Annotated in this window: 19 protein-coding genes; 10 read left to right on the top strand and 9 right to left on the bottom strand. The window is 70.7% G+C overall.

All coding sequences use genetic code 11. From position 1 onward, the window contains the following. The first annotated feature begins 285 nt into the window (after window positions 1-285). Together typA and ID574_RS26550 are read left to right on the top strand one after the other, a co-directional pair. Window positions 286-2,136: a translational GTPase TypA gene (typA, locus tag ID574_RS26555; protein WP_188191681.1), complete on the top strand. Its 1,851-nt coding sequence runs from the start codon at window positions 286-288 to the stop codon at window positions 2,134-2,136. A 208-nt stretch (window positions 2,137-2,344) separates the two neighbouring features. Then, complete coding sequence (locus tag ID574_RS26550; protein WP_188191680.1) at window positions 2,345-4,858, top strand: hypothetical protein; 2,514 nt, start codon at window positions 2,345-2,347, stop codon at window positions 4,856-4,858. 184 nt (window positions 4,859-5,042) lie between these two features. Here ID574_RS26550 and ID574_RS26545 read toward each other — a convergent pair whose 3' ends face one another. Beyond that, window positions 5,043-6,116 (bottom strand): PLP-dependent cysteine synthase family protein, encoded by a 1,074-nt coding sequence (locus tag ID574_RS26545; RefSeq protein ID WP_188191679.1) that lies wholly within the window; start codon window positions 6,114-6,116, stop codon window positions 5,043-5,045. Between the two features lie 251 nt (window positions 6,117-6,367). On the opposite strand from ID574_RS26545, the gene ID574_RS26540 reads away from it, so the two are divergent. Next, on the top strand, window positions 6,368-6,952 hold the full coding sequence (locus ID574_RS26540; protein ID WP_188191678.1) for a sigma-70 family RNA polymerase sigma factor: 585 nt from the start codon (window positions 6,368-6,370) through the stop codon (window positions 6,950-6,952). Here ID574_RS26540 and ID574_RS26535 read toward each other — a convergent pair. Continuing rightward, window positions 6,949-7,893, bottom strand: a complete 945-nt coding sequence (locus ID574_RS26535) for a sensor histidine kinase (RefSeq protein ID WP_188191677.1) — start codon at window positions 7,891-7,893, stop codon at window positions 6,949-6,951. The genes ID574_RS26540 and ID574_RS26535 overlap by 4 nt on opposite strands. 27 nt (window positions 7,894-7,920) lie before the next feature. After that, entirely contained in the window at window positions 7,921-8,754 is an 834-nt protein-coding gene (locus ID574_RS26530; RefSeq protein ID WP_188191676.1) for a DMT family transporter, read from the bottom strand. Window positions 8,755-8,844: 90 nt separating this feature from the next. Here ID574_RS26530 and ID574_RS26525 point away from each other — a divergent pair, with 90 nt between their 5' ends. From ID574_RS26525 to ID574_RS26510, 4 genes are all read left to right on the top strand, one after another. After that, window positions 8,845-9,420 (top strand): helix-turn-helix domain-containing protein, encoded by a 576-nt coding sequence (locus tag ID574_RS26525; protein WP_188191675.1) that lies wholly within the window; start codon window positions 8,845-8,847, stop codon window positions 9,418-9,420. Between the two features lie 206 nt (window positions 9,421-9,626). Further along, window positions 9,627-9,932 (top strand): hypothetical protein, encoded by a 306-nt coding sequence (locus ID574_RS26520; protein ID WP_188191674.1) that lies wholly within the window; start codon window positions 9,627-9,629, stop codon window positions 9,930-9,932. A gap of 30 nt (window positions 9,933-9,962) precedes the next feature. Further along, window positions 9,963-10,778: a polysaccharide deacetylase family protein gene (locus ID574_RS26515; protein ID WP_188191673.1), complete on the top strand. Its 816-nt coding sequence runs from the start codon at window positions 9,963-9,965 to the stop codon at window positions 10,776-10,778. A gap of 70 nt (window positions 10,779-10,848) precedes the next feature. Then, the gene (locus ID574_RS26510) at window positions 10,849-11,499 is read left to right on the top strand and encodes a DUF2461 domain-containing protein (protein ID WP_188191672.1); all 651 of its coding nucleotides are present in this window, start codon (window positions 10,849-10,851) and stop codon (window positions 11,497-11,499) included. A gap of 37 nt (window positions 11,500-11,536) precedes the next feature. Here ID574_RS26510 and ID574_RS26505 read toward each other — a convergent pair whose 3' ends face one another. Continuing rightward, window positions 11,537-12,526 carry an ABC transporter substrate-binding protein gene (locus ID574_RS26505; RefSeq protein WP_188191671.1) on the bottom strand — a complete coding sequence of 330 codons (990 nt, stop codon included), beginning with the start codon at window positions 12,524-12,526 and terminating at the stop codon, window positions 11,537-11,539. A gap of 103 nt (window positions 12,527-12,629) precedes the next feature. Here ID574_RS26505 and ID574_RS26500 point away from each other — a divergent pair, with 103 nt between their 5' ends. The 3 genes from ID574_RS26500 to ID574_RS26490 are packed head-to-tail and all read left to right on the top strand — an operon-like array spanning window position 12,630 to window position 15,549. Continuing rightward, entirely contained in the window at window positions 12,630-13,664 is a 1,035-nt protein-coding gene (locus tag ID574_RS26500; RefSeq protein WP_223167078.1) for a FecCD family ABC transporter permease, read from the top strand. Next, complete coding sequence (locus tag ID574_RS26495; RefSeq protein ID WP_188191669.1) at window positions 13,664-14,758, top strand: FecCD family ABC transporter permease; 1,095 nt, start codon at window positions 13,664-13,666, stop codon at window positions 14,756-14,758. The genes ID574_RS26500 and ID574_RS26495 overlap by 1 nt, the downstream gene beginning before the upstream one ends. Then, the gene (locus tag ID574_RS26490; protein WP_188191668.1) at window positions 14,755-15,549 is read left to right on the top strand and encodes an ABC transporter ATP-binding protein; all 795 of its coding nucleotides are present in this window, start codon (window positions 14,755-14,757) and stop codon (window positions 15,547-15,549) included. The genes ID574_RS26495 and ID574_RS26490 overlap by 4 nt, the downstream gene beginning before the upstream one ends. On the opposite strand, the gene ID574_RS26485 is transcribed toward ID574_RS26490, so the two are convergent. The 5 genes from ID574_RS26485 to smc all read right to left on the bottom strand — a co-directional run bounded on the left by ID574_RS26485 (window position 15,546) and on the right by smc (window position 24,357). Next, complete coding sequence (locus ID574_RS26485) at window positions 15,546-16,625, bottom strand: CU044_5270 family protein (protein ID WP_188191667.1); 1,080 nt, start codon at window positions 16,623-16,625, stop codon at window positions 15,546-15,548. The genes ID574_RS26490 and ID574_RS26485 overlap by 4 nt on opposite strands. After that, entirely contained in the window at window positions 16,622-17,152 is a 531-nt protein-coding gene (locus ID574_RS26480) for an RNA polymerase sigma factor (RefSeq protein ID WP_188191666.1), read from the bottom strand. Before ID574_RS26480 ends, ID574_RS26485 begins: the two co-directional genes overlap by 4 nt. Before the next feature lie 118 nt (window positions 17,153-17,270). Further along, a complete protein-coding gene (locus ID574_RS26475) occupies window positions 17,271-18,926 on the bottom strand; it encodes a tetratricopeptide repeat protein (protein WP_188191665.1) in 1,656 nt (551 codons plus the stop codon). Window positions 18,927-19,173: 247 nt separating this feature from the next. Further along, window positions 19,174-20,379, bottom strand: coding sequence for a signal recognition particle-docking protein FtsY (gene ftsY / locus ID574_RS26470; RefSeq protein WP_188191931.1), 1,206 nt, complete (start codon window positions 20,377-20,379; stop codon window positions 19,174-19,176). 228 nt (window positions 20,380-20,607) lie between these two features. After that, on the bottom strand, window positions 20,608-24,357 hold the full coding sequence (gene smc, locus ID574_RS26465; protein ID WP_188191664.1) for a chromosome segregation protein SMC: 3,750 nt from the start codon (window positions 24,355-24,357) through the stop codon (window positions 20,608-20,610). Between the last annotated feature and the right edge of the window lie 35 nt (window positions 24,358-24,392).

Genomic DNA, 24,392 nt, shown 5'->3' with positions numbered 1-24,392 from the left:
GCGATTGCCATGCGCACAATTGTGCAACCCGCTATGTAGGTGCGACCCCCGCGACCTGCGGCGGCTCGCCGAACGCGACCCACCGTAGGTGCGAACCCCGCGACCGCGGCAGTTCGCCGAACGTGACACACCGTAATCCGGGGGACTCGCCCGCATCTGTATGGACGCCCGCGCTTACGCTCGCCGTCACCCGATGTCGCTCTTGCCATCAGAAGGGATCAACTAGACTTATGAGGTCGCGACTTCGCGCGGCCGCCCCCACGACACACAGAGCGAGACGTCATCATGCCTTTGAACAGCCGCGACGACCTGCGGAACATCGCGATCATCGCGCACGTCGACCATGGCAAGACCACACTGGTCGACGCCATGCTGTGGCAGTCCGGGGCCTTCCGCGCCAACCAGGACGTCGACGACCGCGTGATGGACTCCAACGACCTGGAGCGCGAGAAGGGCATCACCATTCTCGCGAAGAACACCGCGGTCAAGCACGGCGGCATGACCATCAACATCATCGACACGCCCGGCCACGCCGACTTCGGCGGCGAGGTCGAGCGCGGCCTGTCCATGGTCGACGGCGTGGTGCTGCTGGTGGACGCCTCCGAGGGGCCGCTGCCGCAGACCCGCTTCGTGCTGCGCAAGGCGCTGTCGGCCAAGATGCCGGTCATTCTCTGCATCAACAAGGTCGACCGCCCCGACGCCCGCATCAAGGAGGTCGTCGACGAGGTCTACGAGCTGTTCATGGACCTCGACGCGACCGAGGAGCAGATCGACTTCCCGATCGTGTACGCCTCGGCGAAGGCCGGCCGGGCCTCGATGAACCGCCCGGAGGACGGCGGCATGCCCGACTCCGAGGACCTCGAGCCGCTGTTCGACATCATCAAGTCGACCATCCCCGCGCCGACGTACGACCCGAACGCGCCGCTGCAGGCCCACGTGACCAACCTCGACGCCTCCTCCTACCTCGGCCGCATCGCGCTGTGCCGGATCCACCAGGGCGTCATGCGCAAGGGCCAGCAGGTGGCCTGGTGCCGCATCGACGGCACGATCCAGCGCGTCAAGATCACCGAGCTGCTGATGACCGAGGCGCTGGAGCGCAAGCCGGCCGAGGAGGCGGGCCCCGGCGACATCATCGCCATCGCCGGCATCCCCGAGATCATGATCGGCGAGACGCTGGCCGACCCCGACGACCCGCGCCCGCTGCCGCTGATCACGGTGGACGAGCCGGCCATCTCGATGACCATCGGCACCAACACCTCGCCGCTGGTGGGCAAGACCAAGGGCGCCAAGGTCACCGCCCGCATGGTCAAAGACCGCCTCGAGAAGGAGCTGGTCGGCAACGTGTCGCTGCGCGTGCTGCCGACCGAGCGACCCGACGCCTGGGAGGTCCAGGGCCGCGGTGAGCTGGCGCTGGCCATCCTCGTCGAGCAGATGCGCCGCGAGGGCTACGAGCTGACCGTCGGCAAGCCGCAGGTGGTCACCAAGGAGATCGACGGCAAGGTTCACGAGCCGGTCGAGCGCCTGACGGTCGACTGCCCGGAGGAATACCTCGGCGCGGTCACGCAGCTGCTGGCGGTGCGCAAGGGCCGCATGGAGCACATGACCAACCACGGCACCGGCTGGATCCGGATGGAGTTCGTGGTGCCGGCGCGCGGCCTGATCGGCTTCCGCACCGAGTTCCTGACCGAGACGCGCGGCACCGGCCTGGTGCACCACGTGTTCGACTCGTACGAGCCGTGGTTCGGCGAGCTGCGCACCCGCGCGAGCGGCTCGCTGGTGGCCGACCGCTCCGGTCCGGTGACCGCGTTCGCCATGCTCAACCTGCAGGAGCGCGGCACCCTGTTCGTCTCCCCGGGCACCGAGGTCTACGAAGGCATGATCATCGGCGAGAACTCCCGGTCCGACGACATGGACGTCAACATCACCAAGGAGAAGAAGCTCACCAACATGCGCTCCTCCACCTCCGAGGAGACGGAGAAGGTGATCCCGCCGCGTGTGTTGTCGCTGGAGCAGGCGCTCGAATTCATCCGCGAGGACGAGTGCGTGGAGGTCACTCCGGACGCCGTACGCATCCGCAAGGTGGTGCTCGACGCCGCCACCCGCGGCCGTGCGGCCGCCCGCGCCAAGCGTGCGTGAACTTTTTCCTTTTTACTGAGCCAAGCGCCGTTCTTCGGTAAGTGCGGGCAGTAAGTGACCGCATCCGGCCACGTGCGATGCACCGGCGGCTCCCGTGTCATGCCGTAAAGAAAAGCTGTTATGGGAGCAGCTGTAATCACACCGTTACCGCACGAGATAGAACAATCGCGTATGCCGGAGAATCATCCAAATTGTGGGAAAGCTCCGGATGGCAATCGCGTTCGGGCTGGCGCTGGTGTCTTTGGGGGCGATCGTTTGGTGCACCGTTGCGGCCAGACCAGTAGCGGGTTCTGCGGCTCCTAGGCGCACCGCAGAGCCCAACCCGTGGGTGGCGGCCGCCGCCCGCGCCGACCCCGAGGTGGGCTGGGCCCGCAGGGCCACCACCGAGGTCCTGCTCACCAGGGCGGACGAGGACGACCTGAAGTCCGTGCCCGAGGGGCGGCTCGACCCCCGGCAGCGCCAGATCAAGGTGACCGTCGTCCATCGGCTCCAGATGGCCCGCCAGGACCCGCTCATCGAGGCGTTACGCCAGGGCAGCGGGTTCCCCGGCACGCTTCAGCAGGTCACGGACGCCGCGTTCGGCGCCGTCAAGGTGGACGGCCCCGGCCTCGCGCCCACGACCCGCATGGCGCCGGTCCTGACCTCCGACGCCGAGCGCACCACGGCCGCCTTCACGGTGACCCTGCTGCGGCAGCTGGAGGAGGAGGCGCTGCTCAAGCTCGACTTCAACGCCCCCAACGCCTTCCCGCTGATCGTCACCTCACGATCGATCGCCGTGCTGCCCGGCGAGTGGACCGTGCTGCGGCAGGAGGGCATCACGCCGCAGCGGGAGCAGGAGGAGCGGCTGGAGTTCACCGTGGGCGCCTATCCGGTGAACATGACGCTGGCACCGGACTCCTACGGGTTCCCGGACGTGGTCACGCCGGAGGACTTCTCGTGGGCCACCGCGCTCGGCGTGCTCACCGCGGCCGCGCTGGTCGTCTTCCTGCTGCGCTCGCTCGGCCAGGGGTGGTGGCAGCGGCTGCCCAACAGGGAGCTGGTCGTCGGGCTCGCGCTGGCCGCGCCCACGCTGCTGATCCCACTGTTCGCTAAGGACTGGTCGGCGGTCGCGTACGTGGTCCTCTTCGTCGCCGTGCCCGCGCTCGCGCTGCGGCACGCCGGACGGGTGCTGCCCACGAGCCCGCCGTGGAACACCCGCGACCTGCTGATCGTGACCGGGCTCGGCGTGGTGGTCGGCCTCGGCATGCTCATCTGGTCGTGGCTGCACGGACAGCTGTCCGGCCAGGCCCTGCTGGCCGGTGGCGCGGTGGCGGCGCTGGCGGCGGCCGGGGCGGCGATCGCCTTCAGCGTGGACCTCGGGGTCCGGCCGGTCATCGTCCGGCTGGCCGTGCTGTCGGCCGAGGCCGCGATCGGGCTCCTGGCGCTGGCACTGTGGCTGCGGGCGCTCCTGGACGGGGTCTACCCGCCCGACAGCACCCGACTGGTGCTGGCGCTCGGCTGGGCCATGATCCCGATCGCGGCCATCGCGGTGGCGACCAGGCGATGGAGCCGCGGCGCGGTCGTCGGTGCCGTGCTCGTCAGCCTGCTGGTGCAGGGGTGGCCGACCGAGTGGCTGGACGCCGGGTCGTGGAGCCTGGCGGTGCCGCGCCCGGTGCCCGCCATCGGCACCCTGCCGCTCGACCCGATCGTGCGGGGCGTGCTCGGCTTGATGCTGCTCGGGTTCGTGATGCTGGTGCTGCGGCTGCGGCGGCTCGGTGGGCAGCTGTCCGCGATCGACGATCCGGTGGCCGAGTCCACGATGATCGCCGTGCTGATGGTGCTCTACATCACGCCGAGCGGCAGCACGACGCTGGCCGACATCGACGTGCCGCTGCCGCTGCTGGCGATCACCTCGATCGTGGCCTGGGCGACCGCCCGCTGGCTGCTCAGCGGGCCGCAGACGGCGATCGTGGAGCCCGTCACGCAGGAGGAGCACCGGCAGCTGATCAGGGCGGCCATCCACAAGCGCCTGCTGCTGGTCGCCGAGCAGGAGCTGTATCGCGTCGGGCGGGGCAGGATCGGCGCCGGCGACATGTCGATGGCCGACTTCGACCAGCAACGCAGCGCCCTGGAGGCGGCGCTGCACCAGCACGGGCGGCATCCCGAGACCGCGTTCGCCACGGCCGCGGCCTGCACGCCGTGGCACAACGGCGTGCAGGCCTTCATCGTCAGCCTGCTGCTGAGCCTGCCGTTCACCGTCGTGTTCGGGCTGCCGGAGGGGGTGGACCTGACCACCCTGGTCTTCGACGGGCGCTACCTGATCACACTGCCCGCCTTCGGCTTCCTGTTCGGCTACTTCTACCCGCGCGTCCGCGGCACCCAGCCGATGACCAAGGCCCTGCACCTCACGGCCGCCGCCCTCCTGACCGAGCTGTCCGGTTACCTCTCGACGCTGGCGGAGCCGGACATCGGGGCTATGGACAAGGCGCAGGTGGTGGGCATCGTGGTGGGGCAGGTCATGGTGGTGTGCATCGGGCTCGGGCTCTTCTGGGAGTGGCGGATCATGCATCTCGCGGACGAGCCCTGGGCCCGGGTGCGCAATCTGCGCAGCGTGCGGAGCCTGGCGGCGCCGACCCTGGCCCTCGTCCTGGCCGCCGGGACGACGGTGGCCACGTCGGCGGCCGGTCAGACGGTCGACCGCATCCTCAAGGGCGACCAGGTGACGACCACCGCCCCGCGCTAGGGCCGGTACGGGTGCCCCTCCGCTCCTCCGTCACGACCGTACTTCGGCGGAGGTCCTTTTGGGGAAGAGAGGCGGAGGTCCCCTCGGAGAAGAGAGGCGGAGGTCCCCTCGGAGAAGAGAGGCGGAGGTCCCTTGGGGAAGAGGGGCGGGTGGCCGTGGAGCGGAGGGTGGAGCGGAGGGCCGTTCAGGTGGGGAGCCAGGCGCGTAGCTCGTCCAGGTGGGGCTCGATGTGCAGGCCCTGGTCGGCCAGCCATCGCGGGTTGCCGTACGTGCCCTTGTAGCGGTCTCCGCTGTCGCAGACCAGCGTGACGACGCTGCCCCGCTCCCCCGTCCGGCGCATCTCGTCGATGAGCTCCACGCAGGCCGCCATGTTCGTGCCCGTGGAGCCGCCCACGTCCAGGCCGGTGACCTCGCGAGTCCAGTGCATGGCGGCGATCGAGCGGGCGTCCGGCACGGCGATCATGCGGTCGATGACGGACGGCTGGAAGGAGGGCTCCACCCGCGGGCGGCCGATGCCCTCGATGCGCGAGCCCGGCGCGGTGACGGAGGCGTCGCCGGAGACCCAGCTCGGGTAGAAGGCCGAGCCCTCAGGATCGACGACGGCCAGCCGGGTGGCGTGGCGGCGGTAGCGGATGTAGCGGCCGATGGTCGACGACGTGCCGCCGGTGCCGGCCCCGACCACGATCCAGGAGGGCTCGGGGTACGGCTCCATCGACATCTGTGAATAGATCGATTCAGCGATGTTGTTGTTGCCGCGCCAGTCGGTGGCCCGCTCCGCGTAGGTGAACTGGTCCATGAAGTGGCCGCCGGTCTCGGCGGCCAGACGGTGAGATTCGTCATAGATCGTGCCGGGGTCCGCCACGAGGTGACATTTCCCACCGTAGAACTCGATGAGGTGGCACTTCTCCGGCGACGTGGAGGCGGGCATGACGGCGATGAACGGCAGCCCCAGCAACCGGGCGAAGTAGGCCTCGCTCACGGCCGTGGACCCGCTGGACGCCTCGACGATCGTGGTCGTGGGCCCGATCCAGCCGTTGGCCAGGCCGTACAGGAATAGGGAACGGGCAAGTCGATGTTTCAGTGAACCGGTTGGGTGCACCGATTCGTCTTTCAAGTAGAGGTTTACACCCCAGTCCGGGGGCAGCGGAAAGACGTGCAGGTGCGTGTCGCAGCTACGGTTGGCGTCGGCCTCGACGGTACGTATGGCCTCCGCCACCCAGCGACGTGTCCCCGTGTCGTGACGGTCCACGAAATCCATGTCCTTACGCTATCCCATGTGACTTTGGCCACTAGAACTACACATTTGGATGGGTAGTGTTATGATACTGAGACTTGTCCGGCCGTGGACGTGACCACGCACGCCGCGAGCAGATGGACGGAAACCCCTTCTGACCAAGGCGGAACCTCGCTAACGCGTCCCTTAACTGGGACTTGCCATGATGGAACCGTCGGCAGGCGGCCTGTGCCGAAACGGGGGATAGCGCAAGGGGGAATGAAATTTTGATCACCATGACCGATGAGCAGCGTCAGGACTGGTTCGAGCGCGATGTCGTGCCCGTGACGTCGCAGCTGTTCGCCTCCGCCATGCGCCTCACCCGTAACGCCGCCGACGCGGAGGATCTGGTGCAGGAGACAGTGGCGAAGGCGTACACGTCGTACCACCAGTTCAGAGAGGGCACCAACCTCAAGGCCTGGCTGCACCGGATCCTGACGAACAACTTCATCAACGACTACCGGAAGAAGCAGCGCTCGCCCAAGCTGTCCGCCGCCGAGGACATCGAGGACTGGCAGTTGCACGCCGCCGAGTCGCACAGCTCGACCGGCCTGCGGTCGGCCGAGACCGAGGCGCTCGACCGGCTCCCCGACAACGTCGTGATGAACGCCCTGCGTTCCCTCCCCGAGGACTTCCGCGTGGCCGTCTACCTGGCCGACGTCGAGGGCTTCGCGTACAAGGAGATCGCCGAGCGCATGGGCACGCCCATCGGCACGGTCATGTCCCGGTTGCACCGTGGCCGCCGGCAGCTCCGCGTCATGCTGGAGGAGTACGCCCGCGAGGAGGGCGCGCTCCGGGTCCCCACCCAGCGCGCCGCTTAGGACCCCATAGAGACGTGAAGGCGGACGCGCAACACGCCGCCTTCCGCGCGCAGCTCCACGAGGTCGCAGAGCTGACGACTGATCCAGAGCCCGTATCCCCGGGGGGATTCGGGCTCGGGTGGTATGTAGCCGGGTAAGGGGTCGTCCAGGGCGCCGCCGGGGTCGGCGACCTCGCAGATGAGCTCCCCGTCAGCGGACCACATCGTGATCGTGCCGTACCCCGCGCCGTGTTCGATGCTGTTCGCGGCGATCTCGGAGACGCTGATGACGAGCGACGTGATCAGGTTGCGGTCCATGCCCGCGGCCGTCGCGTAGTCGTCCACGCTCCGGCGCAGCCGCCGCAGCTCGCGGCCGGTGAACCGGATGGTCACGGCACCGGGGCCGGGCTCGGGGAGCGGTGCGCGGTCGCCGCCCAGCACCAGCTCGTGGGGCGGGACGAAACTGGTGCTCGCCGCCTCGCCCTCCGCCCCGAGCAGCAGGGGATGGTTCACCGCGTTGTACTCCAGCACCGCGGGCGGCACCCTGCGCAGGTCGTACAGGCATAACATGACGGCCGACGCGGGGCCGAGCGCGGCGTTGAGCACGGACTCGTAGCGGATGAGCTCCGTGATCTCGCGTCGGCTCCTGCCCTCCCAGATGGGCTCGCCGATCACGAGGGTGCGCCGCCCACGGGTGTATTCGTGGTACGCGGCGAGCGTGCGGTACGGGTGGCCGTACCAGGTGCTGGAGACGCGGCTGTCGATGCGCCCGGCGTCGTGGCCCAGCGCGTCGGCCAGCAGGTCGAGCTTGCGGGCGCAGGTGATCACCAGCACCCGCCTGCCCTCGTTGAGCGCGGCCCGCACGCGCGGCAGGACGAGCTCCAGAAACGACTCATCAGAGTCGTACGGCACGCCGACGTGCCTCAGACCCTCGCCATTGATACGTGCCCGGTCAGGGCGCACGGGCGAAACGTAACAAGCCCGGCAGAGCTACGCAACGGCTATCAAGGCCACCGCGCCGAGCGCGCATGCCACACCGGTCACCTGCACACCTCTGAGTCGCTCGCCGAGCACCTGCCTCGCCAGCAGCAGGGTGCTGGCGGGGTAGAGCGAGACCAGCACGGCCACCAGACTGAGCAGACCCTGGCGCTGTGCCAGCAGGTAGAGGACGTTGGCCGCCATGTCGAGCACGCCCGCGGCCACGATGATGTGCAGAGAGCCCGCCCGTGGCCGCAACGAGCGCCGGATCACCAGGGCCACGAGCGCCACCACGCTCACCGAGGACAGCCGGGCGCCCACGAGCGGCCACAGCCCCGCGTCCGCCGGCGCCATGGCCAGCAGGATGAAGAACCCGCCGAACCCGGCGCCCGCGGCCAGCGAGGTCAGCAGCGCGCCGACCGAGGCGCGCCCGCCCGTGGTCCCGTCCTTGCTGACGAGCAGCACCGACCCGAGCGCGAGCGCCACGCCCACCAGCGCCCAGAAGCGGGGCCGCTCGCCCGTCGCCAGCCCGAACACGACCGGCAGCGCCGCCGAGGTCACCGCCGTCGTGGGCGCCACCACGGACATGACGCCCGTGGCCAGCGCCCGGTAGAACAGGGCGAGCCCCGCGGCCCCCGACAGCCCGGCGGCCAGCCCCCAGAGCAGCGCCCGGTCGCTCAACGTGCCCGGCAGCAGCGGCAGCAGGCCGAGGATCAGGACCAGCCCGGCGATCTGCGAGAGCACGACGACCGACAGCACCTGGGTCCGTCTGGTGGCCAGGCCGCCGAAGAAGTCGGCCGTGCCGTAGACCACCGCACAGGCGGTCGCCAAGATCACCGCAGTCATTCGCCGCTCCTCCAGTTCACTGTGTTGCACTGCTAGTACAACACATTAGGTGCAACAGAGTGCAAATCAGTTTCACTAAACTGCACTCCCATGGAGGATCCCGAGCTCATCAACCAGGCCATCGCCAACAACGTCCGCTTCCAGCGCTCACACCGAGGGCTGACGCTGGACCAGCTGGCCGCCAGGTCGGGAGTGAGCCGGGGGATGCTCGTACAGGTGGAGCAGGGCCGGACTAACCCGAGCGTCTCCACCCTCACCCGGATCGCCTCGGCCCTGGGCGTCACCGTGGCCCGGCTGGTCGAGGTCGCCGACGTCCCCATGGTGCGCATCGTGGACAAGGCGGACGTGGTGACGTTCCACCAGGGCAACGTGCAGGCGAAGCTGCTGGTCGGCGCGGACACGCCGATGATCCTGGAGCTGTGGGACTGGCACATCGGGCCGGGCGAGCACCACGACGGCGACGCCCACCCGCCCGGCACCCGCGAGATGGTGACCGTGCTGGAGGGCGAGCTGACGCTCACCGTCTACGGCAAGAGCCACGTGATCGGCAAGGACGACGCGGTCCTCTTCACCGCCGACCGCCCCCACCGCTACGCCAATCTGGGCGACCAGGAGCTCAGGCTCATCATGGTGGTCGCCGAGCCCCGCGAGACGCACGACCACTGACCGTCGTTCTCAAACGCCATGCAAAGACCCGGTCACGATAGGTAACGTATCCGGTAAGTGAGACCGCCGTGACAGGAGGTGCGCGATGGCGCGTGCTGGAGCCATACCCCGGTGGTAGTTGACGATTACTCCATGTCTTGGACGGCAGATGCCGGTTGTTGGGTACATCCCTGGTGTCACGGCGAAAAGTCGGCAGGGGGTGGCGTGTGAGTGAGGCCCGAGCGGCGACGGAGAAGCTCCACGTAGAGCTTCATGGTCTGGGCGTCACCAGCGCGTACGAGGTGGGGGACGACGCGACCATCTCAGTGTGGATCGGCCTGGTCGTGCGGTATAGGGATGGTTTTTACCGCTGGCAGGAAGGGTCGGTGAAACGTCGGCATCTGGGTACGGATCCGGTCGGATGTGCCATACGCGTGGCGCGCCGCTACCAGGAACTGCAGGCCGATATCCCACTCTGGTGGGACGACCTGGCCAGGGAGTTGCGGGGGGAACCGGTCCAGGATTATCCGTAGGCCCCCGCGTGCGGCGTTTCGGGGGGAATCATGCGCGTATGGGCCCTGCCGCTGGCCCTGCTCGCCCTGGTGGCCTGCGTCACGTACTCCGTGGCAGTTCGCCGGTCCGGCAAGGAGCCGCCCATCACACCGCTGCGGCCGGTGGCCATCGATCCCGGCCCGCTGGCCAGGCGGCTGGCGTCGATGCAGGCCGGCTGGCCGCTCAGCCGCAGGTTCGACTGCGCGCGGATCAAGTGCGTGGCCCTGACCTTCGACGACGGGCCGGGTGAGCACACCGGCCGGCTGCTCGACCTGCTCGACAGCCGGGACGTCAGGGCCACCTTCTTCGTCATCGGGCAGATGGTGGCCGCGGACAAGGGCGGGCGTATCGTCCGGCGCATCGTCGAGGAAGGCCACGAGATCGGCAACCACTCCTGGAGCCATCCCCCGCTGGCGGAGATGCCGAACGACGTGGTGCGGCGCCAGCTCAAGCACACCGACGACCTCGTGCAGCGGCTCACCGGCGTCCGGATGCGGGTGATGCGACCACCGTACGGATCCACGGACGACGACGTGGCCGCGGAGACCCGCCGCGAGGGCCTGGCGCAGATCCTCTGGAACGTCGACACGCTCGACTGGCGCGACCGGGTCGCCTCGACCGTGGCCAAGCGGGCGGGCGAGGCCAAACCGGGGTCGATCATCCTGCTGCACGACATCCACCGCAGCACCGTGGACGCCGTCCCGGCGATGATCGACACGCTCGCCCGCAAGGGCTACACGTTCGTGACGGTGTCAGAGCTGTACGGCAAGACGCCGACGCCGGGGAAGATGTACCTTGGGCTGCGTTCAGCAGTCCAAGGCAGGTAGCGGGGTTTGCACCTACCTGTCGCGTTGATCGGCTTCCCGCGTTGTCGGTGGGCCGTGGCACTCTTGCGGCATGGGTTTCACCGGTTTCCCCGACGAGGCGTTCCTCTTCTACGAGGGCCTCGAGGCGGACAACTCGAAGACATATTTCACCCGGCACAAGCAGCTCTACGAGGAGGCCGTGCGGGCGCCCATGCTTGCGCTCACCGACGAGCTGGCCGCCGAGTTCGGGCCCGCGCAGCTCTTCCGGCCCTATCGTGACGTGCGTTTCTCCAAGGACAAGTCGCCTTACAAGACCCACCAGGGCGCCTTCGCCGACGTCATGCCCGGCATCGGGCTCTACGTCGAGGTCAGCGCGTCGGGGCTGTTCATGGCGGGCGGCTGCTACACCCAGGCGTCCGACCAGGTGGCCCGCTACCGCGCGGCAGTCGACGAGGACCTGACGGGCAAGCCGCTGTCGGCGATCACCGACGCGCTGACGGCGGCCGGTTACGAGGTGCTCGGCGAGCGGCTCAAGACCAAGCCGCGCGGTTTCGCCGACGACCATCCGCGCATCGACCTGCTCCGCCACAAGTCGCTCTACGCGGGCATCCGCTTCGAGCCCGAGCCCTGGGTGCACACGCCGGAGGTCCGCCCCCGGGTGGAGCGGGCCTGGCGCGCCTTCGACCCGCTGGTCGAGTGGCTCCGCACCCACGTCCGCGGCAGCGAGCTCCCCCGCCGGTGACCACCGGGCCGTGGTCACCGGGCGGTGGGGCGAGCGGTCAGGCGGTCCTGGCCGCGTCGACGCCGAAGAACTTGGCGACGTCGTCCAGGACCGAGTGCGCGCCCTGGATGCCCACGGCGGTCATCCACGTCAGGTCGGCGACCTCGTGCTTCTCGCCCTTGAGCTTGGCCCACAGCGGGTTGTCGACGAACTTGTTCTTCGACTCCTCGACCGAGGGGTCCTCATAGGTGGAGACGAAGATGTGGTCGGCGTCCAGGTCCGGGATCCGCTCCTGGCTCACGTCCACCGCGATCGTGTCCTCCACGGTGGGCTGGCCCTCGGGGCGCGGGAAGCCGACGTCCTTCATGACGATGCCGGAGTACGACTTCTCCACGTAGAGCCGGACGGTCGGCTCACCGGCGAAACGGACGATGGAGATCGTCGGCAGCTTGCCGTCCTTCTCCTTGATCGACGCGCCGATCTTGGCCGCCCGCTCCTCATACTCCTTGATCTTGGTTTCGGCGAGCTCCTCCTTGCCCAGGGCCTGGCCCATGAGCCGGATGTTCTCCTTCCAGATGGCGCCGGTGGTCTCGCTGAAGACGGTCGGCGCGATCTTGGAGAGCTTGTCGTACAGGGCCTCGTGCCGGACCTTCGCGGAGACGATCAGGTCGGGCTTGAGCGCGATGATCTTCTCCAGGCTGGGCTGCTCCAGCGTGCCGACCGGGGTGGCCTCCTTGCCGTACTGCTCGGCGACCGTGCCGAGGTAGCCCGGCAGCTTGTCGTCGAGCGACCGGTACGTCGTGTAGCCCACGACCGGCGTCTCAAGCGTGAGGACCGCGTCGACGAAGCTCTGGTCGAGAGCCACCACCCGCTTCGGCTGGGTCGGGATCTTCGTCTCGCCCATTGCGTGCTTCACGGTCCTGAAGGTCGCACCCGCCGTGGAACCCGCCGTGGAAGTCGTCGAGGTGGTCGCGGCCGGCTCGGAGGAGCCGCAGGCGGCGAGGCCCGCCACGAGGAGAGCGCCGACCAGCGCGCGCAACGGTCTCATGTGAAATCCCTTTCCCAGAAAAGTAAGGCAACCCTAAATTAGGTTAGCCCTGCCTAAGCTGGCATACTTCACCAGGATCGAGCAAATGCTGAGGAGGAACCGGGTGAGCGCAACCGCCGCCGCGCCGCGTCTCCATGGCCTCCGCCATCGCCGCTTCAGCGTTCTCCTCACGCTTTTCGCCGCCGTGGCCGTCGCCGTGGTGCTCAGCGTGACGATCGGCTCGAAGTCCGTGCCGATCGCCGACGCCTGGTCCGCGCTCACCGCGCCCACCGGCAGCGAGAACGACATCATCATCCGCTCCCTCCGCGTCCCGAGGACCGTCTTAGGAGTGCTCGCCGGCATCGCGCTCGGCGTGGCCGGCGCGCTCATGCAGGGCCACACCCGCAACCCGCTCGCCGACCCCGGACTGCTCGGCGTCACGCAGGGGGCGGCCTTCGCGATGGTGGCATCGATCATCCTGCTCGGCGCCTCCAGCCTGCTCGTCTACATCTGGTTCGGGCTGGCGGGCGCGCTCGTGGCGAGCGTGGCGGTGTTCGCGCTCGGCATGGTGGGCGGCAGGGGCGGTCCCACCCCGGTCACACTGGCGCTCGCGGGCACCGCGGTCAGCGCCTTCCTGTACGCGCTCACCTCGGCCATCGTCCTCTGGGACGAGCAGGCGATGGACGTCTTCCGCTTCTGGCAGGCGGGCTCGATCGCGGCCAGGGGCGCCGACGTGGTCTGGCAGGTGCTGCCGTTCATCCTGGTGGGCCTGGTCCTGGCGGCGACCAACGCACCAGGGCTGAACGCGCTCTCCCTCGGCGAGGACGTGGCCCGCGGCCTCGGCCAGAACATCACCATGACCCGCACCGTCGGTGTCGCCTCCGTCACCCTGCTGACCGGCGCCGCGGTGGCCGCCTGCGGCTCCCTGTCGTTCGTCGGCCTGATCGTGCCCCACTTGGCGCGCCCTCTGTCGGGCACCGACCACCGGTGGCTGCTCCCGTACTCGGGGCTGATCGGCGCGGCGCTGCTGCTGCTCGCCGACGTGATCGGCCGCGTGGTGGCGCCGCCGGGAGAACTGGAGGTGGGCGTGGTGCTCGCGCTGATCGGCGCGCCGTTCTTCGTGGCCATGGTCCGCCGCAGGAAGCCGGTGCGCCTGTGATGACTGTGTTCGGGCGATCTCATGCCATTTCTGAGACCGCTGTCCTCCCCCTGCGCGTCGGCGGCGCCCTGTCCTGGCGGATCCGCCTGCGCGGCGTCGCGGTCTCGGTGCTCGGCCTCGGGCTGCTCGCCCTGCTCATGGCCATGAACATGCGCATCGGCGAGATCGAGATGACGCTCGCCGAGGTCGTCGCCGGCACGTTCGACCAGGCGAGCGCCGCCCACTTCGTCATCATGGAGTTGCGTCTGCCGCGCGCCCTGACCGGCGCCCTCGTCGGCGCGGCGCTCGCGCTGTCCGGCGCGATCATCCAGTCCATCGCCCGCAACCCGCTGGCGAGCCCCGAGATCCTCGGTGTCACGACCGGCGCCTCCGTCACGGTCGTGGCGGGCGTGGTGTTCAGCGGCAGTGTGTACGGCGGCACCAGCGGCCTGCTGTCCACCCTCGGCATCCCCGCGCTCGCCCTGCTCGGCGGCCTGGTCGGCGCGACCGTCGTGTACGGACTGGCGTGGCGGCGCGGCCTGGACGGCTACCGCCTGGTGCTGGTCGGCATCGGGGTGGCCGCCGTCTTCACCAACGTCAAGTTCTGGCTCCTGACCGTCGGCGACGTCAACGACACCGGCCGCGCCATGGTCTGGATCACCGGCTCGCTCAACGGCCGCGGCTGGGAGCACGTGGTTCCCACCGCGCTGGCCCTGGCCGTGCTCGTGCCGGTGACCCTGCTCGGCACCCGCTCGCTCGACGCGCTGCGCTTCAGCGACGACACGGTCGTCTCGCTGGGCGTCCGGACGAACCTGGCCCGTGCCCTGCTGATCCTGGCCGCCGTGCTGCTGGCCGCCGTGGCCACCGCCTCCGCCGGGCCGATCGCGTTCGTGGCGCTCGCCTCGCCGCAGATCGCGCTCCGGCTGGTGCGCTCGGGCCGGCCGCCGCTGCTGTGCTCGGCGATCATCGGCGCGGTGCTCACCACGGGCGCCGATCTGATCGCCAGGACCGCGTTCTCCCCGCTCGAACTGCCTGTCGGCATCGTCACCGCCGTGCTCGGCGCTCCGTACTTGATCCATCTGATCTGGAGGGCCCAGAAGTGGGCGCAGAAGTGAGACTGCAGACCGCCGCCGTCCGGCTCGGATACGGCGACCGGATCGTCGTCGACGGGCTCGACCTGGGCATCGAGGCGGGCTCCGTGACCACCATCATCGGCCCGAACGGCTGCGGCAAGTCGACCCTGCTGCGTGCGCTCGGCCGGCTGCTCAAGCCCCAGGGCGGCGAGGTGCTGCTCGACGGCAAACGCATCGACAAGATCCCCACCCGTGAGGTGGCCAAGATCCTCGGCGTGCTGCCCCAGGCGCCCACCGCGCCCGAGGGGCTGACCGTGGCCGACCTGGTGGCCAGGGGCCGGCATCCGCACCAGACGTGGTACCGGCAGTGGTCCTCCGACGACGAGGACGCCGTCGCGACCGCGCTGGACATGACGGGCCTGGCCGACCTGGCCGAGCGGCCGCTGGACGAGCTGTCGGGCGGGCAGCGGCAGCGGGCGTGGATCTCCATGGCCCTGGCCCAGGGCACGGACCTGCTGCTGCTCGACGAGCCCACGACGTTCCTGGACCTGGCGCATCAGGTGGAGGTGCTGGAGCTCGTCCGGCACCTCCACCGGGAGGCGGGCCGCACGGTCGTCATGGTGCTGCACGACCTCAACCTGGCCGCCCGCTACGCCGACCGGCTGGTGGCCATGCGGGCCGGCAAGGTGATCGCGGCGGGCAGCCCGCACGAGGTGCTCACCGAGGAGTTGCTCGGGGACGTGTTCGAGCTGGACGCCAAGGTCATCGAGGACCCCGTGGCCGGCACGCCGCTGGTCGTCCCGATCCGCCCCCGCTCCCATCCCGCGGCCTAGGACCGTCCGGGCAGTTCCGGGGTCTCGTCGGTCCAGCCGGATTCCAGGACGGCGGTCCAGCTGCGCGGGCGGAGATCGCCGCATCCCTGTTTGCCCGCCGCATTCTGCACCGACAGCAGCCGCCCGGTGCCCTTGTCGAACAGGATCCGCGTCTCGGTGCCGTATCGGGTCTCGCACGTGCGGAACGCGACCCCGACGCCCTCGCGACCGAGCGGGTCACGTACCGCGCCGAGCGACCGGACCTGCGGCAGGTCGGCGAGCAGGGTGAACAACGCCGACCTGGCTCCCGCCGGAACAGGGAGTTCGAGCAGCAGCTCGGCGGCCTGCTGGAAGAGGATCTCGTCCCGTTTGGCGTCGCTCAGATCGGCGTTCTGCCATCCGATGAGCACCTCCTTCAGCGCCTCGGGGTCGCTGGGCAGACGTTCGAGTTCGGCGACGGTCACGGGCCTGCCGTTCACGTTGGGCCAGCTCGAACCCGGCTCGGCGAAATCGTTCAGCCGGCCCGCATAGGGTGTCGTGTCGGTCTGCTCACTCAGGGCGCGGTTGCCGCGAGCGCAGGTGAAGTGCGCTTGTCGCGAGTCGAACGAGCCCTCCTCGGGAGGCGGGGCGTCCGGCGCGGCCTCCACCCGGCTCCAGGAATGGACGACCCACCAGCTCGGGTCGGCGGGTGAGCGGGCCACCCAGGTCTCGTCCTTGCAGAAGCCGTGGGTCCTGCCCGCGGAGAACAATCCGCCCCAGTTCGCGCCGCGGGTGTGCCAGTACCTGCCGGTGCCCGTCGGCGTCCGCCCCGTCTGTTCCGCGGCGGCGAGCAGCAGGCTCCGGGCGGCGGGATCGGCGGATGGACCGCCGGTCCCCATCAGCGCCAGGGGGACGGCCACCGCGACGCCGGCGGCCGCGGCGATCCCCACCCGCCAGGCCAGGCCCAACCGGCGGCGCCGGGCACGGACTCCGTTCCGGGAGGAAGGGGCGGTGGTGGCGGCGGCGACGATCCGTGCGAGCCGGTCCGGGTCGTCGGCCGGTCGCAGCGACGCCGGGCGGGCCTCGGGAAGCACCTTCATCACGTCGATCTTCTTCACTGTGTCGCCTCCTTCACGAGTGCCACCGATGCGGCGGGCACGCCCGGATCAACCGCCCGCTCCAACCTCCGCCGGGCACGATGCAGCCGGACGAAGTACGTGGCCGTGGAGCACCCGACCACCTTCGCCGCCTGCGCGGGCCGCAACCCGTGCCAGGCGACCAGCGTGAGCAGCTCACGATCGCCGTCGGACAAGGTGGCGAGCGCGCGCAGGACGGCCGCCCGCTCCGTCACCGACTCGGCGACGTCGCCTTCCGCCACCGTCCAGGTCGACAGCTCGGCCTCCAGCGATTTCCGCCGCGCCTCGGCCCGGTAGGACTCCAGCAGGACGTTGCGCGCGACTCCGAGCAGCCACGGCAGCGCCTCGTCCGGCACGTCGTCGATGCGTCGCCACGCGACGCAGAAGGTCTCGCTCGCCACCTCTTCGGCGAGCTGCCGTCCCGCGCGGCCGACCGCGTAGGCGTACACGCTCGCGTAGCAGGCGCTGTAGAGGGCGGTGAACCGGTCCCGGGGATCAGGCTCGGTCAACACGCCCTCCTCTGTCTCATGTTCGTCATCACACAGGGAAGTGACCGAATCCCGCCCGTTCTTACACCACGCACCTCACAACGCTCACGCCGCGGTCGGCGCCCGCCCGACGCCCGGCTCAGGCTTCGGCCAGCGCCCGTTCCACGTCCTCGTCTCCCGGGGCCAGCTCCGCGGCCCTGAGCAGGTCGCGCCTGGCCTGCTCGGGCCGGCCCGCGGCCCGGTACACCACCGACCTGTTGAACAGCAGCTCGGCGCTCTCCTCCAGGTCGAGCGCGCGGGCCAGGTCGGCCAGCGCCGCGTCGTGGTCGCCGCGCTCGAAGGCCAGCTCGGCCCGGCCCGCCCAGGCCGCCACCAGGCCGGGGTCGATCGTGAGGGCCGCGTCGTAGGCGGCCCGAGCCTCCGGAAGGCGGCCGTCGGCCAGCTCCACCTGCGCGAGCACGCACAACAGGTGCGGGTCGCGCGGCGCCAGCGCCAGGCCCCGCTCGACGTCCTCCCTCGCCAGGCCGTAGTCCCCGGTCGAGGCATATATCCCGCTGCGGTTGACGTAGGCGGGGACGAACCCGGGATCCAGCTCCAGCGTGTGGTCCAGGTCGGCGCGGGCGCCCTCCAGGTCGCCCGCGGCGAATCTGAGCTCCGAGCGGTTGTAGTAGGCCTCAGGGAACGGCGGGCTCAGCCGCATGACGGCCTCGTAGTCGGCCAGGGCCTCCTCCGCCCTGCCGAGGGCGTGCAGGAGGTTGCCGCGGTCGAGGTAGTAGTCGGGGTAGCCGGGGTCGGTCTCGATGGCGCGGGTGTAGTCGGCCAGCGCCTCTTCCGCGTGGCCCGCCGCGGCCAGGAGCTGGGCGCGGTTGGCGTACAGCACGAGCCGGTGGATCGGGTGCTCGTCCGGCAGGTGCGTCTCGGCCAGGTCGATGGCCTGCCGCACGAGCTCCATGGCCGCGTCGGGGCGCCTCCTGCGTACCTCGACCAGGGCCTTGCCGTTGAGGTCGAAGCCGAGGTGGAAGGCGCGCTCGCGCGGGTCGGGCAGCAGCGAGGTGATCGTGATGGCCTCGTTGATCCAGGCCAGGGCCTCCTCGGGGTCGCGCCGGACCGGGTCGTGGTGGCGGACGAGGATCATGGCTGTGGAGTACGCGATGGTCGCCCGGTGTTTGGGGTCGGTGGTCGCGCGCCGGGCCCGGTCGTAGAGCGCGCGGGCCTCGTCCTCGCGTTCGATGGCCTCCAGGGCGGCGCCCACCCGCTGAAGGAGGATGGGGTCGTACTGCTCCCGCAGCCGCGCCAGGCCGGATTCGGCCATCGCGTGATGGAAGCCCTCGTCGCGGTAGCGGTCGAAGTCGGCGGGCAGCGGCCCCGTCCCGGGCGCGGACGGGCCCTCGGCGATCGTGAGCAGGCCGGGCTCGAGCCTGCGCCGCAGCACGGCGACGAGCTCGGCGTCGGTATGGTCGGCCTCGGCGAGGTTCGCCACGGTTACCGCGAGCGCCCCGGCGCGACGCAGATGATCGCGTACGAACTCGGCCAGGCCGTTGGCGACCCTGAGGCTCCGACGGGCGCCGGGCACGAGGATCCGCTGCCCCCGGGGAAGGTCGTCGGCCAGCGAGCGCCTGCGTGCCGGAACGACCCCGCGCAGGTGGGGCGCCGCCGCACGGATCTCGATGTCGTACGCGGCCACCAGCTCAGGCCAGCGCTCCAGCGCCACCGGGACGAGATGATCGAGAAGGGCGGCGGCGAAGGTGTACGGGCCGCCGATGCGGCGATCGGCGTCGAGGAGGATCGGGTCCACGTGTGTACTCCGCCCGGATGCCGGCGCCCCGGGTGGGGACGCCGGCCTGGACGGCATCAGGGGCTGTGCCTCGGCGCGGCCGCGGCAGTCGGCTTAACGGTCCCTGGCCGGTGGACGACGATCTTCTTCATGGGCGCCCTCTCACGATCATTGATGACCGGAACATGTCAGCACATACAAAAGTCGCCGATCAACACTTATCTGGTAAGGGCTATTCCACTGCTCATTACAGCGCGACCGTAACGCGTCACTCTCCGAGAATGGCGTCCACGAACACCTCGGGGTCGAACGGCGCCAGGTCGTCGGGCCCCTCGCCGAGCCCCACGAGCTTGACGGGAACCCCCAGCTCACGCTGCACCGAGATCACGATGCCGCCCTTGGCGGTGCCGTCGAGCTTGGTCAACGCGATGCCCGTGATGTTGACGACCTCGGCGAACACCTGGGCCTGGCGCATGCCGTTCTGGCCCGTGGTCGCGTCGAGGACGAGCAGCACCTCGTCCACCGTGGCCTTCTTCTCGATGACCCGCTTGACCTTGCCGAGCTCGTCCATCAGCCCGGTCTTGGTGTGCAGGCGGCCGGCGGTGTCGACGATCACGGCGTCGACCTTCTCCTCGATGCCCTTGGCGACGGCGTCGAAGGCCACCGAGGCCGGGTCGCCCCCCTCGGGGCCGCGCACGGTGTCGGCGCCGACCCGTTCGCCCCAGGTCTGCAGCTGGTCGGCCGCGGCCGCGCGGAAGGTGTCGGCCGCGCCGAGGACGACCTTCTTGCCGTCGCCGACGAGCGAGCGGGCGAGCTTGCCGGTGGTGGTGGTCTTGCCGGTGCCGTTGACGCCCACGACCAGGACCACCGCGGGCCGCTCGCCGTGCTTCTGCACGTGCAGGGTGCGGTCGAGGTCGGGGTTGACCTGGGTGAGCAGCTCCTCGCGCAGCAGGGCGCGCACCTCGTCGGGCGTGCGGGTGCCCAGCACCTTGACCTTGGTGCGCAGGTCGTCGACCATGACGCGGGTGGGGGCGACGCCGACGTCGGCGGTGATCAGGCTCTCCTCGATCTCGTCCCACACGTCGTCGTCGAGCCGGTCGCGGGAGAGCAGCTCCAGCAGCCCGCGCCCGAGCGCGCTCTGGGAGCGGGCCAGCCGCGAGCGCAGCCGCACCATCCGGCCCGCGGACGGCGGCGGCACCTCGATCTCGGGCTTGACGACCGCCGGCTCGGCCGGTTTGACGGGCGGCGGGAGCGTGGTGGTCGCGCCCTCCGCCTCCTCCGCCGCGGGCCGCCGCTCCTCGGGCTTCTCCGGAATGGGCGGCGCCTCTGGCGGCTTGACCGGCGGTGGGGCCTTGCGACCCGGTCTGAAGAGCAGGAAGAGACCGCCGGCCGCCAGCAGGGCGACGACGGCCACGATCACGATGACGGCGAGGTAACCTTCCACAACATGCCAGTTTTCCAGATCGTCCGGCATGGTCACGCACGACACCACACCGATCAGCCCAGCCGGCGTCTCCCACCGCACGGCCGCACCTGAGGAAACTCCGGCCCAGGCCCGCTCCCGCGCCCCCAGAGGACCCAGGCCCGCTGCCCCAAAGGACCCCAGCGCTCTCCCGCGCCTCCAAAGGACCCCAGCCCTTTTCCCTTTCCCTGAAGGACCCCAGCCCCGGGCGGCGGGAGGGTTACCGGCGTGGCGCTGCTGTCAGGCGGACTCGCGCTCCCGCAGCCGCTGGCTGACGACCTGCGTGACGCCGTCGCCACGCATCGACACACCGTAGAGCGCGTCGGCGATCTCCATCGTGCGCTTGTTGTGGGTGATGACGATCAGCTGCGAGCTCTGCCGCAGCTCCTCGAACAACGTCAGCAGCCGCTGCGTGTTCGTGTCGTCGAGCGCGGCCTCGACCTCGTCCATCACGTAGAACGGCGAGGGCCGCGCTTTGAAGATGGAGATCAGGAACGCGACCGCCGTGAGCGACCGCTCACCGCCCGACAGCAGCGACAGCCGCTTGACCTTCTTGCCCGGCGGCCTGGCCTCGACCTCGATGCCGGTGGTGAGCATGTCGTTGGGGTCGGTCAGCACCAGGCGGCCCTCGCCTCCGGGGAACACCCTGGTGAAGATCTGCTCGAACTCGCGGGCCACGTCCTCGTACGCGGAGGCGAACATCTGCTCGACGCGGTCGTCGACCTCCTTGACCACGGTCAGCAGATCGCGCCTGGTCTTCTTGAGGTCTTCCAGCTGCGAGGTCAGGAACGAGTGCCGCTCCTCCAGCGCCGCGAACTCCTCCAGCGCCAGCGGGTTGACCTTGCCGAGCTGGTTCATCTGCCGCTCGGCGGCCCTGGCCCGCTTCTCCTGCTCCTCGCGCACGTACGGAACGGGCGGGTCGCCCGGGACCGGGACCTCGGGACCGTACTCGGAGATCAGCGCCTCGACCTCGACGCCGAACTCCTCCATCGCCCGCTCCTCCAGCTGCTCCAGCCGCAGGCGCTGCTCGGTGCGGGCGACCTCGCTGCCGTGCACGCGGTTGACGAGCTTGTCGAGCTCCTGACCGAGCTCGCGGACGCGCAGGCGCACCTGCTTGAGCTCGGCGTCGACGGCCACTCTGGCGAGGTCGGCCTCGTCGCGCTCCCTGGCGGCCAGCTGGACGGACTCCGACAGGGCCCTGAGGACCTGCTTGGCGCCCTTGCTGACGGTCTCGGCCACGGCGGCCTGCCGCCGGCGCCTGGCGCGCTGGGCGGCCGCCTGGGCGCGCTCCTCGCGCTCGCGGGCGGCGGCGCGCATGAGGGCGTCGGCGCGGCCCTCGATGCCCTTGACGCGTTCCTCGGCGGTGCGTACCTGGAGCCGGGTGTCCATCTCGCGCTGCCTGGCGGCCTCGCAGGCGCTCGCCAACTCGTCGCGCAGGTCGGTGGTGGGCTCGGACTCGAGCTCCTGGGCGTATTCGGCCTCGGCCAGGCGGATCTCCAGCTCGGCCAGCTCCTCCAGGCCCTCGGCGCGGGCCTCCTCCGCCTTCGTAACGCTGCCGGCCAGGCGTGCGGCCTCGGCGTGTGCGGCGCCCGCGGCGGCCTCGAGCTGGGCCAGGCGTTTCGCGGCCGCGGCGGTGCGCTGGTCGGCCTCCCGCTGGCGTGCCCTGACCTGGTCGAGAGTGCCCTGGGCGGCGCTCACGCCGGCCTGGGCGGTGGTGACGGCGGTCTGCGCCTCGCCTGCCTGGGCCTGGGCGGCCTCCAGGGCGGCCTGGGCCCGCTGCTCCTGGGCGATCGCCTCGTCCATGGCCGCGGCCGTCTCCTCGGCCCTGGCCTCGGCCTCCTCCAGGTCTCTGACGGCCTCGTCGAGGGCCGCCCTGACCTGGAGCACGGAGGTGCCGCTCTCGGCCCCGCCGCTGGCCAGATGGGCGCCCACCACGTCGCCCGCCCTGGTGACGGCCTTGACGGTGGGGTGGCTCTCGATCAGCTCGCGGGCGCTCCCCAGGTCGGGCACCACGACGACGTCGCTGAGCACGTGGTCGAGGGCCGGACGCAGGTGGTCGGGCACGGTCACCAGGTCGGCGGCCCACTCGCCGCCTCCAGGGGCCGCCGTACGCGCGCGCCGGACTGCGCCGTACCCCTCGCGCTCGGAGGGCGCTGCGGCACTCGCAGAGCTCGCGAGGAAGTCGGCCCCATGGTCGCCGCCGTTCTGGGCCACCAAGAGGGTCGCCTGGCCCGCGTCTCCCGTGCGCAGCAGCTCCAGGGCTTCGACGGCCGTGTCGAGGGTCTTGACGGCGATGGCCTCGGCGACCGGTCCGAGCACGGCGGCCACTGCCCGCTCGGCCCCGGGCGTGACCTGCATCGAGGCGGCCAGCGGGCCCAGCACTCCGGCCAGGTCGGCCTCCAGCAGCGCGGCGCCGCCGTCGCCCTTGGCCAGGCCCAGCTCCAGGGCGTCCCGGCGGGCGGCCAGCGCGGCCACCGAACGCTGCGCCTCCTGGTCGGCGGCCCGCGCGGTCGCGACCGCCGACCTGGCGGCCTGGAGGGCGGCCCGCGGCGCGTCCAGCGCGGACCTGGCCTCCTCCGCCGCCACCCTGGCCTCGTCGGCGACGGCCTTGGCCTCCTCGACCAGGGCCTGCGCCGTGGCCAGCTCCTCGGCGAGCGCGGGATCGACCGCGGGCTCCTCCAGCCGCTGGGCCTCGAGGTCTTCCCTGGCCTGCCGCTCGCGCTCGGCGGCGTCGGCCACGGCCTGCTGGAGCCGCCCGATCTCCTCCTCGGCGGCGCGGGCCCGGCTGCGTACGGAATCGACCTGGCCGCGCAGTTTGGCCAGCCCCTCGCGGCGGTCGGCGGCGGCCCGGGCGGCCAGCGCAAGCCGCTGCTCCTCGGCGCTCAGCTCGCCCTCGGCGGCCGCCCGCCGCTGGACGGCCTCCTCCAGCAGCTCCTGGGCCTGCTCCAGCTCGGCCTTGAGAATGAGCTCCCGCTCGCGCACCTCGGCCGCCTCGCGTTCGAGGTCTTCGGGGTCGCGGCCGCGGCGCTCGATGGCGGCGGCGTCGAGCGCGTGGCGGTGGCGCTCGGCGGCGAGCTGCTCCAGGCCGGTGATGCGCTCGCGCAGCGAGGAGAGCCGGAAATAGGTCTCCTGAGCGGCCGCCAGCCGGGGCTGGGCCTCGGCCTCGGCGGTCTCCAGCGCCATCTCGCGCTGCTGGGCCTCGGCCAGCTCGGCCTCGACCTGGTTGCGCCTGGCCGTGATCGCGGCCTCGTCGGCGGCCTCGCGCTCCAGGGTCGCCCGGAGGATGCACACGTCGTCGGCCAGCAGCCGCAGCCTGGCGTCACGCAGGTCGGCCTGGATGACGGCGGCCTTGCGGGCGATCTCGGCCTGCCGGCCCAGCGGCTTGAGCTGGCGGCGCAGCTCGGTGGCGAGGTCTTGAACCCGGGTCAGGTTGGCCTGCATGGCGTCCAGCTTGCGCAGCGCCTTCTCCTTGCGCTTGCGGTGTTTGAGGACGCCGGCGGCCTCTTCGATGAACGCCCGCCGGTCCTCCGGCCCCGCGTGCAGGACGGCGTCGAGCTGGCCCTGCCCGACGATCACGTGCATCTCGCGGCCGATGCCCGAGTCGGACAACAGCTCCTGGATGTCGAGCAGGCGGCAGGTGTCGCCGTTGATCGCGTATTCGCTCTGCCCCGACCTGAACATCAGCCGGCTGATCGTGACCTCGGTGTAGTCGATCGGCAGGGCGCCGTCGGAGTTGTCGATGGTCAGCGTCACCTCGGCGCGCCCGAGTGGCGGCCTGGAGGAGGTGCCGGCGAAGATGACGTCCTCCATCTTGCCGCCGCGCAGCGACTTGGCGCTGTGCTCGCCCATGACCCAGGCCAGGGCGTCGACGACGTTGGACTTGCCGGAGCCGTTGGGGCCGACCACGCAGGTGATGCCGGGCTCGAACCGGAGGGCGGTGGCGGAGGCGAAGGACTTGAAGCCGCGCAGGGTGAGGGTCTTCAAATACAAGCGCGACCCCCTTCTCCCTGACCGGACATGCGGGA

The organism is Nonomuraea sp. SYSU D8015, assembly GCF_008065375.1.
Lineage (GTDB): Bacteria > Actinomycetota > Actinomycetes > Streptosporangiales > Streptosporangiaceae > Nonomuraea.
The sequence above is the reverse complement of the archived record's forward strand: the minus strand, read 5'-3'. Positions and strand labels throughout refer to the sequence as shown.

Excerpts from the sequence above, each read along its gene's own strand:
- ID574_RS26525 (WP_188191675.1), top strand. The coding sequence starts at position 8,845 with ATGGAGGATCCCGAGCTCATCAACCAGGCCATCGCCAACAACGTCCGC.
- ID574_RS26505 (WP_188191671.1), bottom strand. The coding sequence starts at position 12,526 with ATGAGACCGTTGCGCGCGCTGGTCGGCGCTCTCCTCGTGGCGGGCCTC.
- ID574_RS26550 (WP_188191680.1), top strand. The coding sequence starts at position 2,345 with ATGGCAATCGCGTTCGGGCTGGCGCTGGTGTCTTTGGGGGCGATCGTT.
- typA (WP_188191681.1), top strand. The coding sequence starts at position 286 with ATGCCTTTGAACAGCCGCGACGACCTGCGGAACATCGCGATCATCGCG.
- ID574_RS26510 (WP_188191672.1), top strand. The coding sequence starts at position 10,849 with ATGGGTTTCACCGGTTTCCCCGACGAGGCGTTCCTCTTCTACGAGGGC.
- ID574_RS26495 (WP_188191669.1), top strand. The coding sequence starts at position 13,664 with ATGACTGTGTTCGGGCGATCTCATGCCATTTCTGAGACCGCTGTCCTC.
- ID574_RS26530 (WP_188191676.1), bottom strand. The coding sequence starts at position 8,754 with ATGACTGCGGTGATCTTGGCGACCGCCTGTGCGGTGGTCTACGGCACG.
- ID574_RS26540 (WP_188191678.1), top strand. The coding sequence starts at position 6,368 with ATGACCGATGAGCAGCGTCAGGACTGGTTCGAGCGCGATGTCGTGCCC.
- ID574_RS26545 (WP_188191679.1), bottom strand. The coding sequence starts at position 6,116 with ATGGATTTCGTGGACCGTCACGACACGGGGACACGTCGCTGGGTGGCG.
- ID574_RS26515 (WP_188191673.1), top strand. The coding sequence starts at position 9,963 with ATGCGCGTATGGGCCCTGCCGCTGGCCCTGCTCGCCCTGGTGGCCTGC.
- ftsY (WP_188191931.1), bottom strand. The coding sequence starts at position 20,379 with ATGCCGGACGATCTGGAAAACTGGCATGTTGTGGAAGGTTACCTCGCC.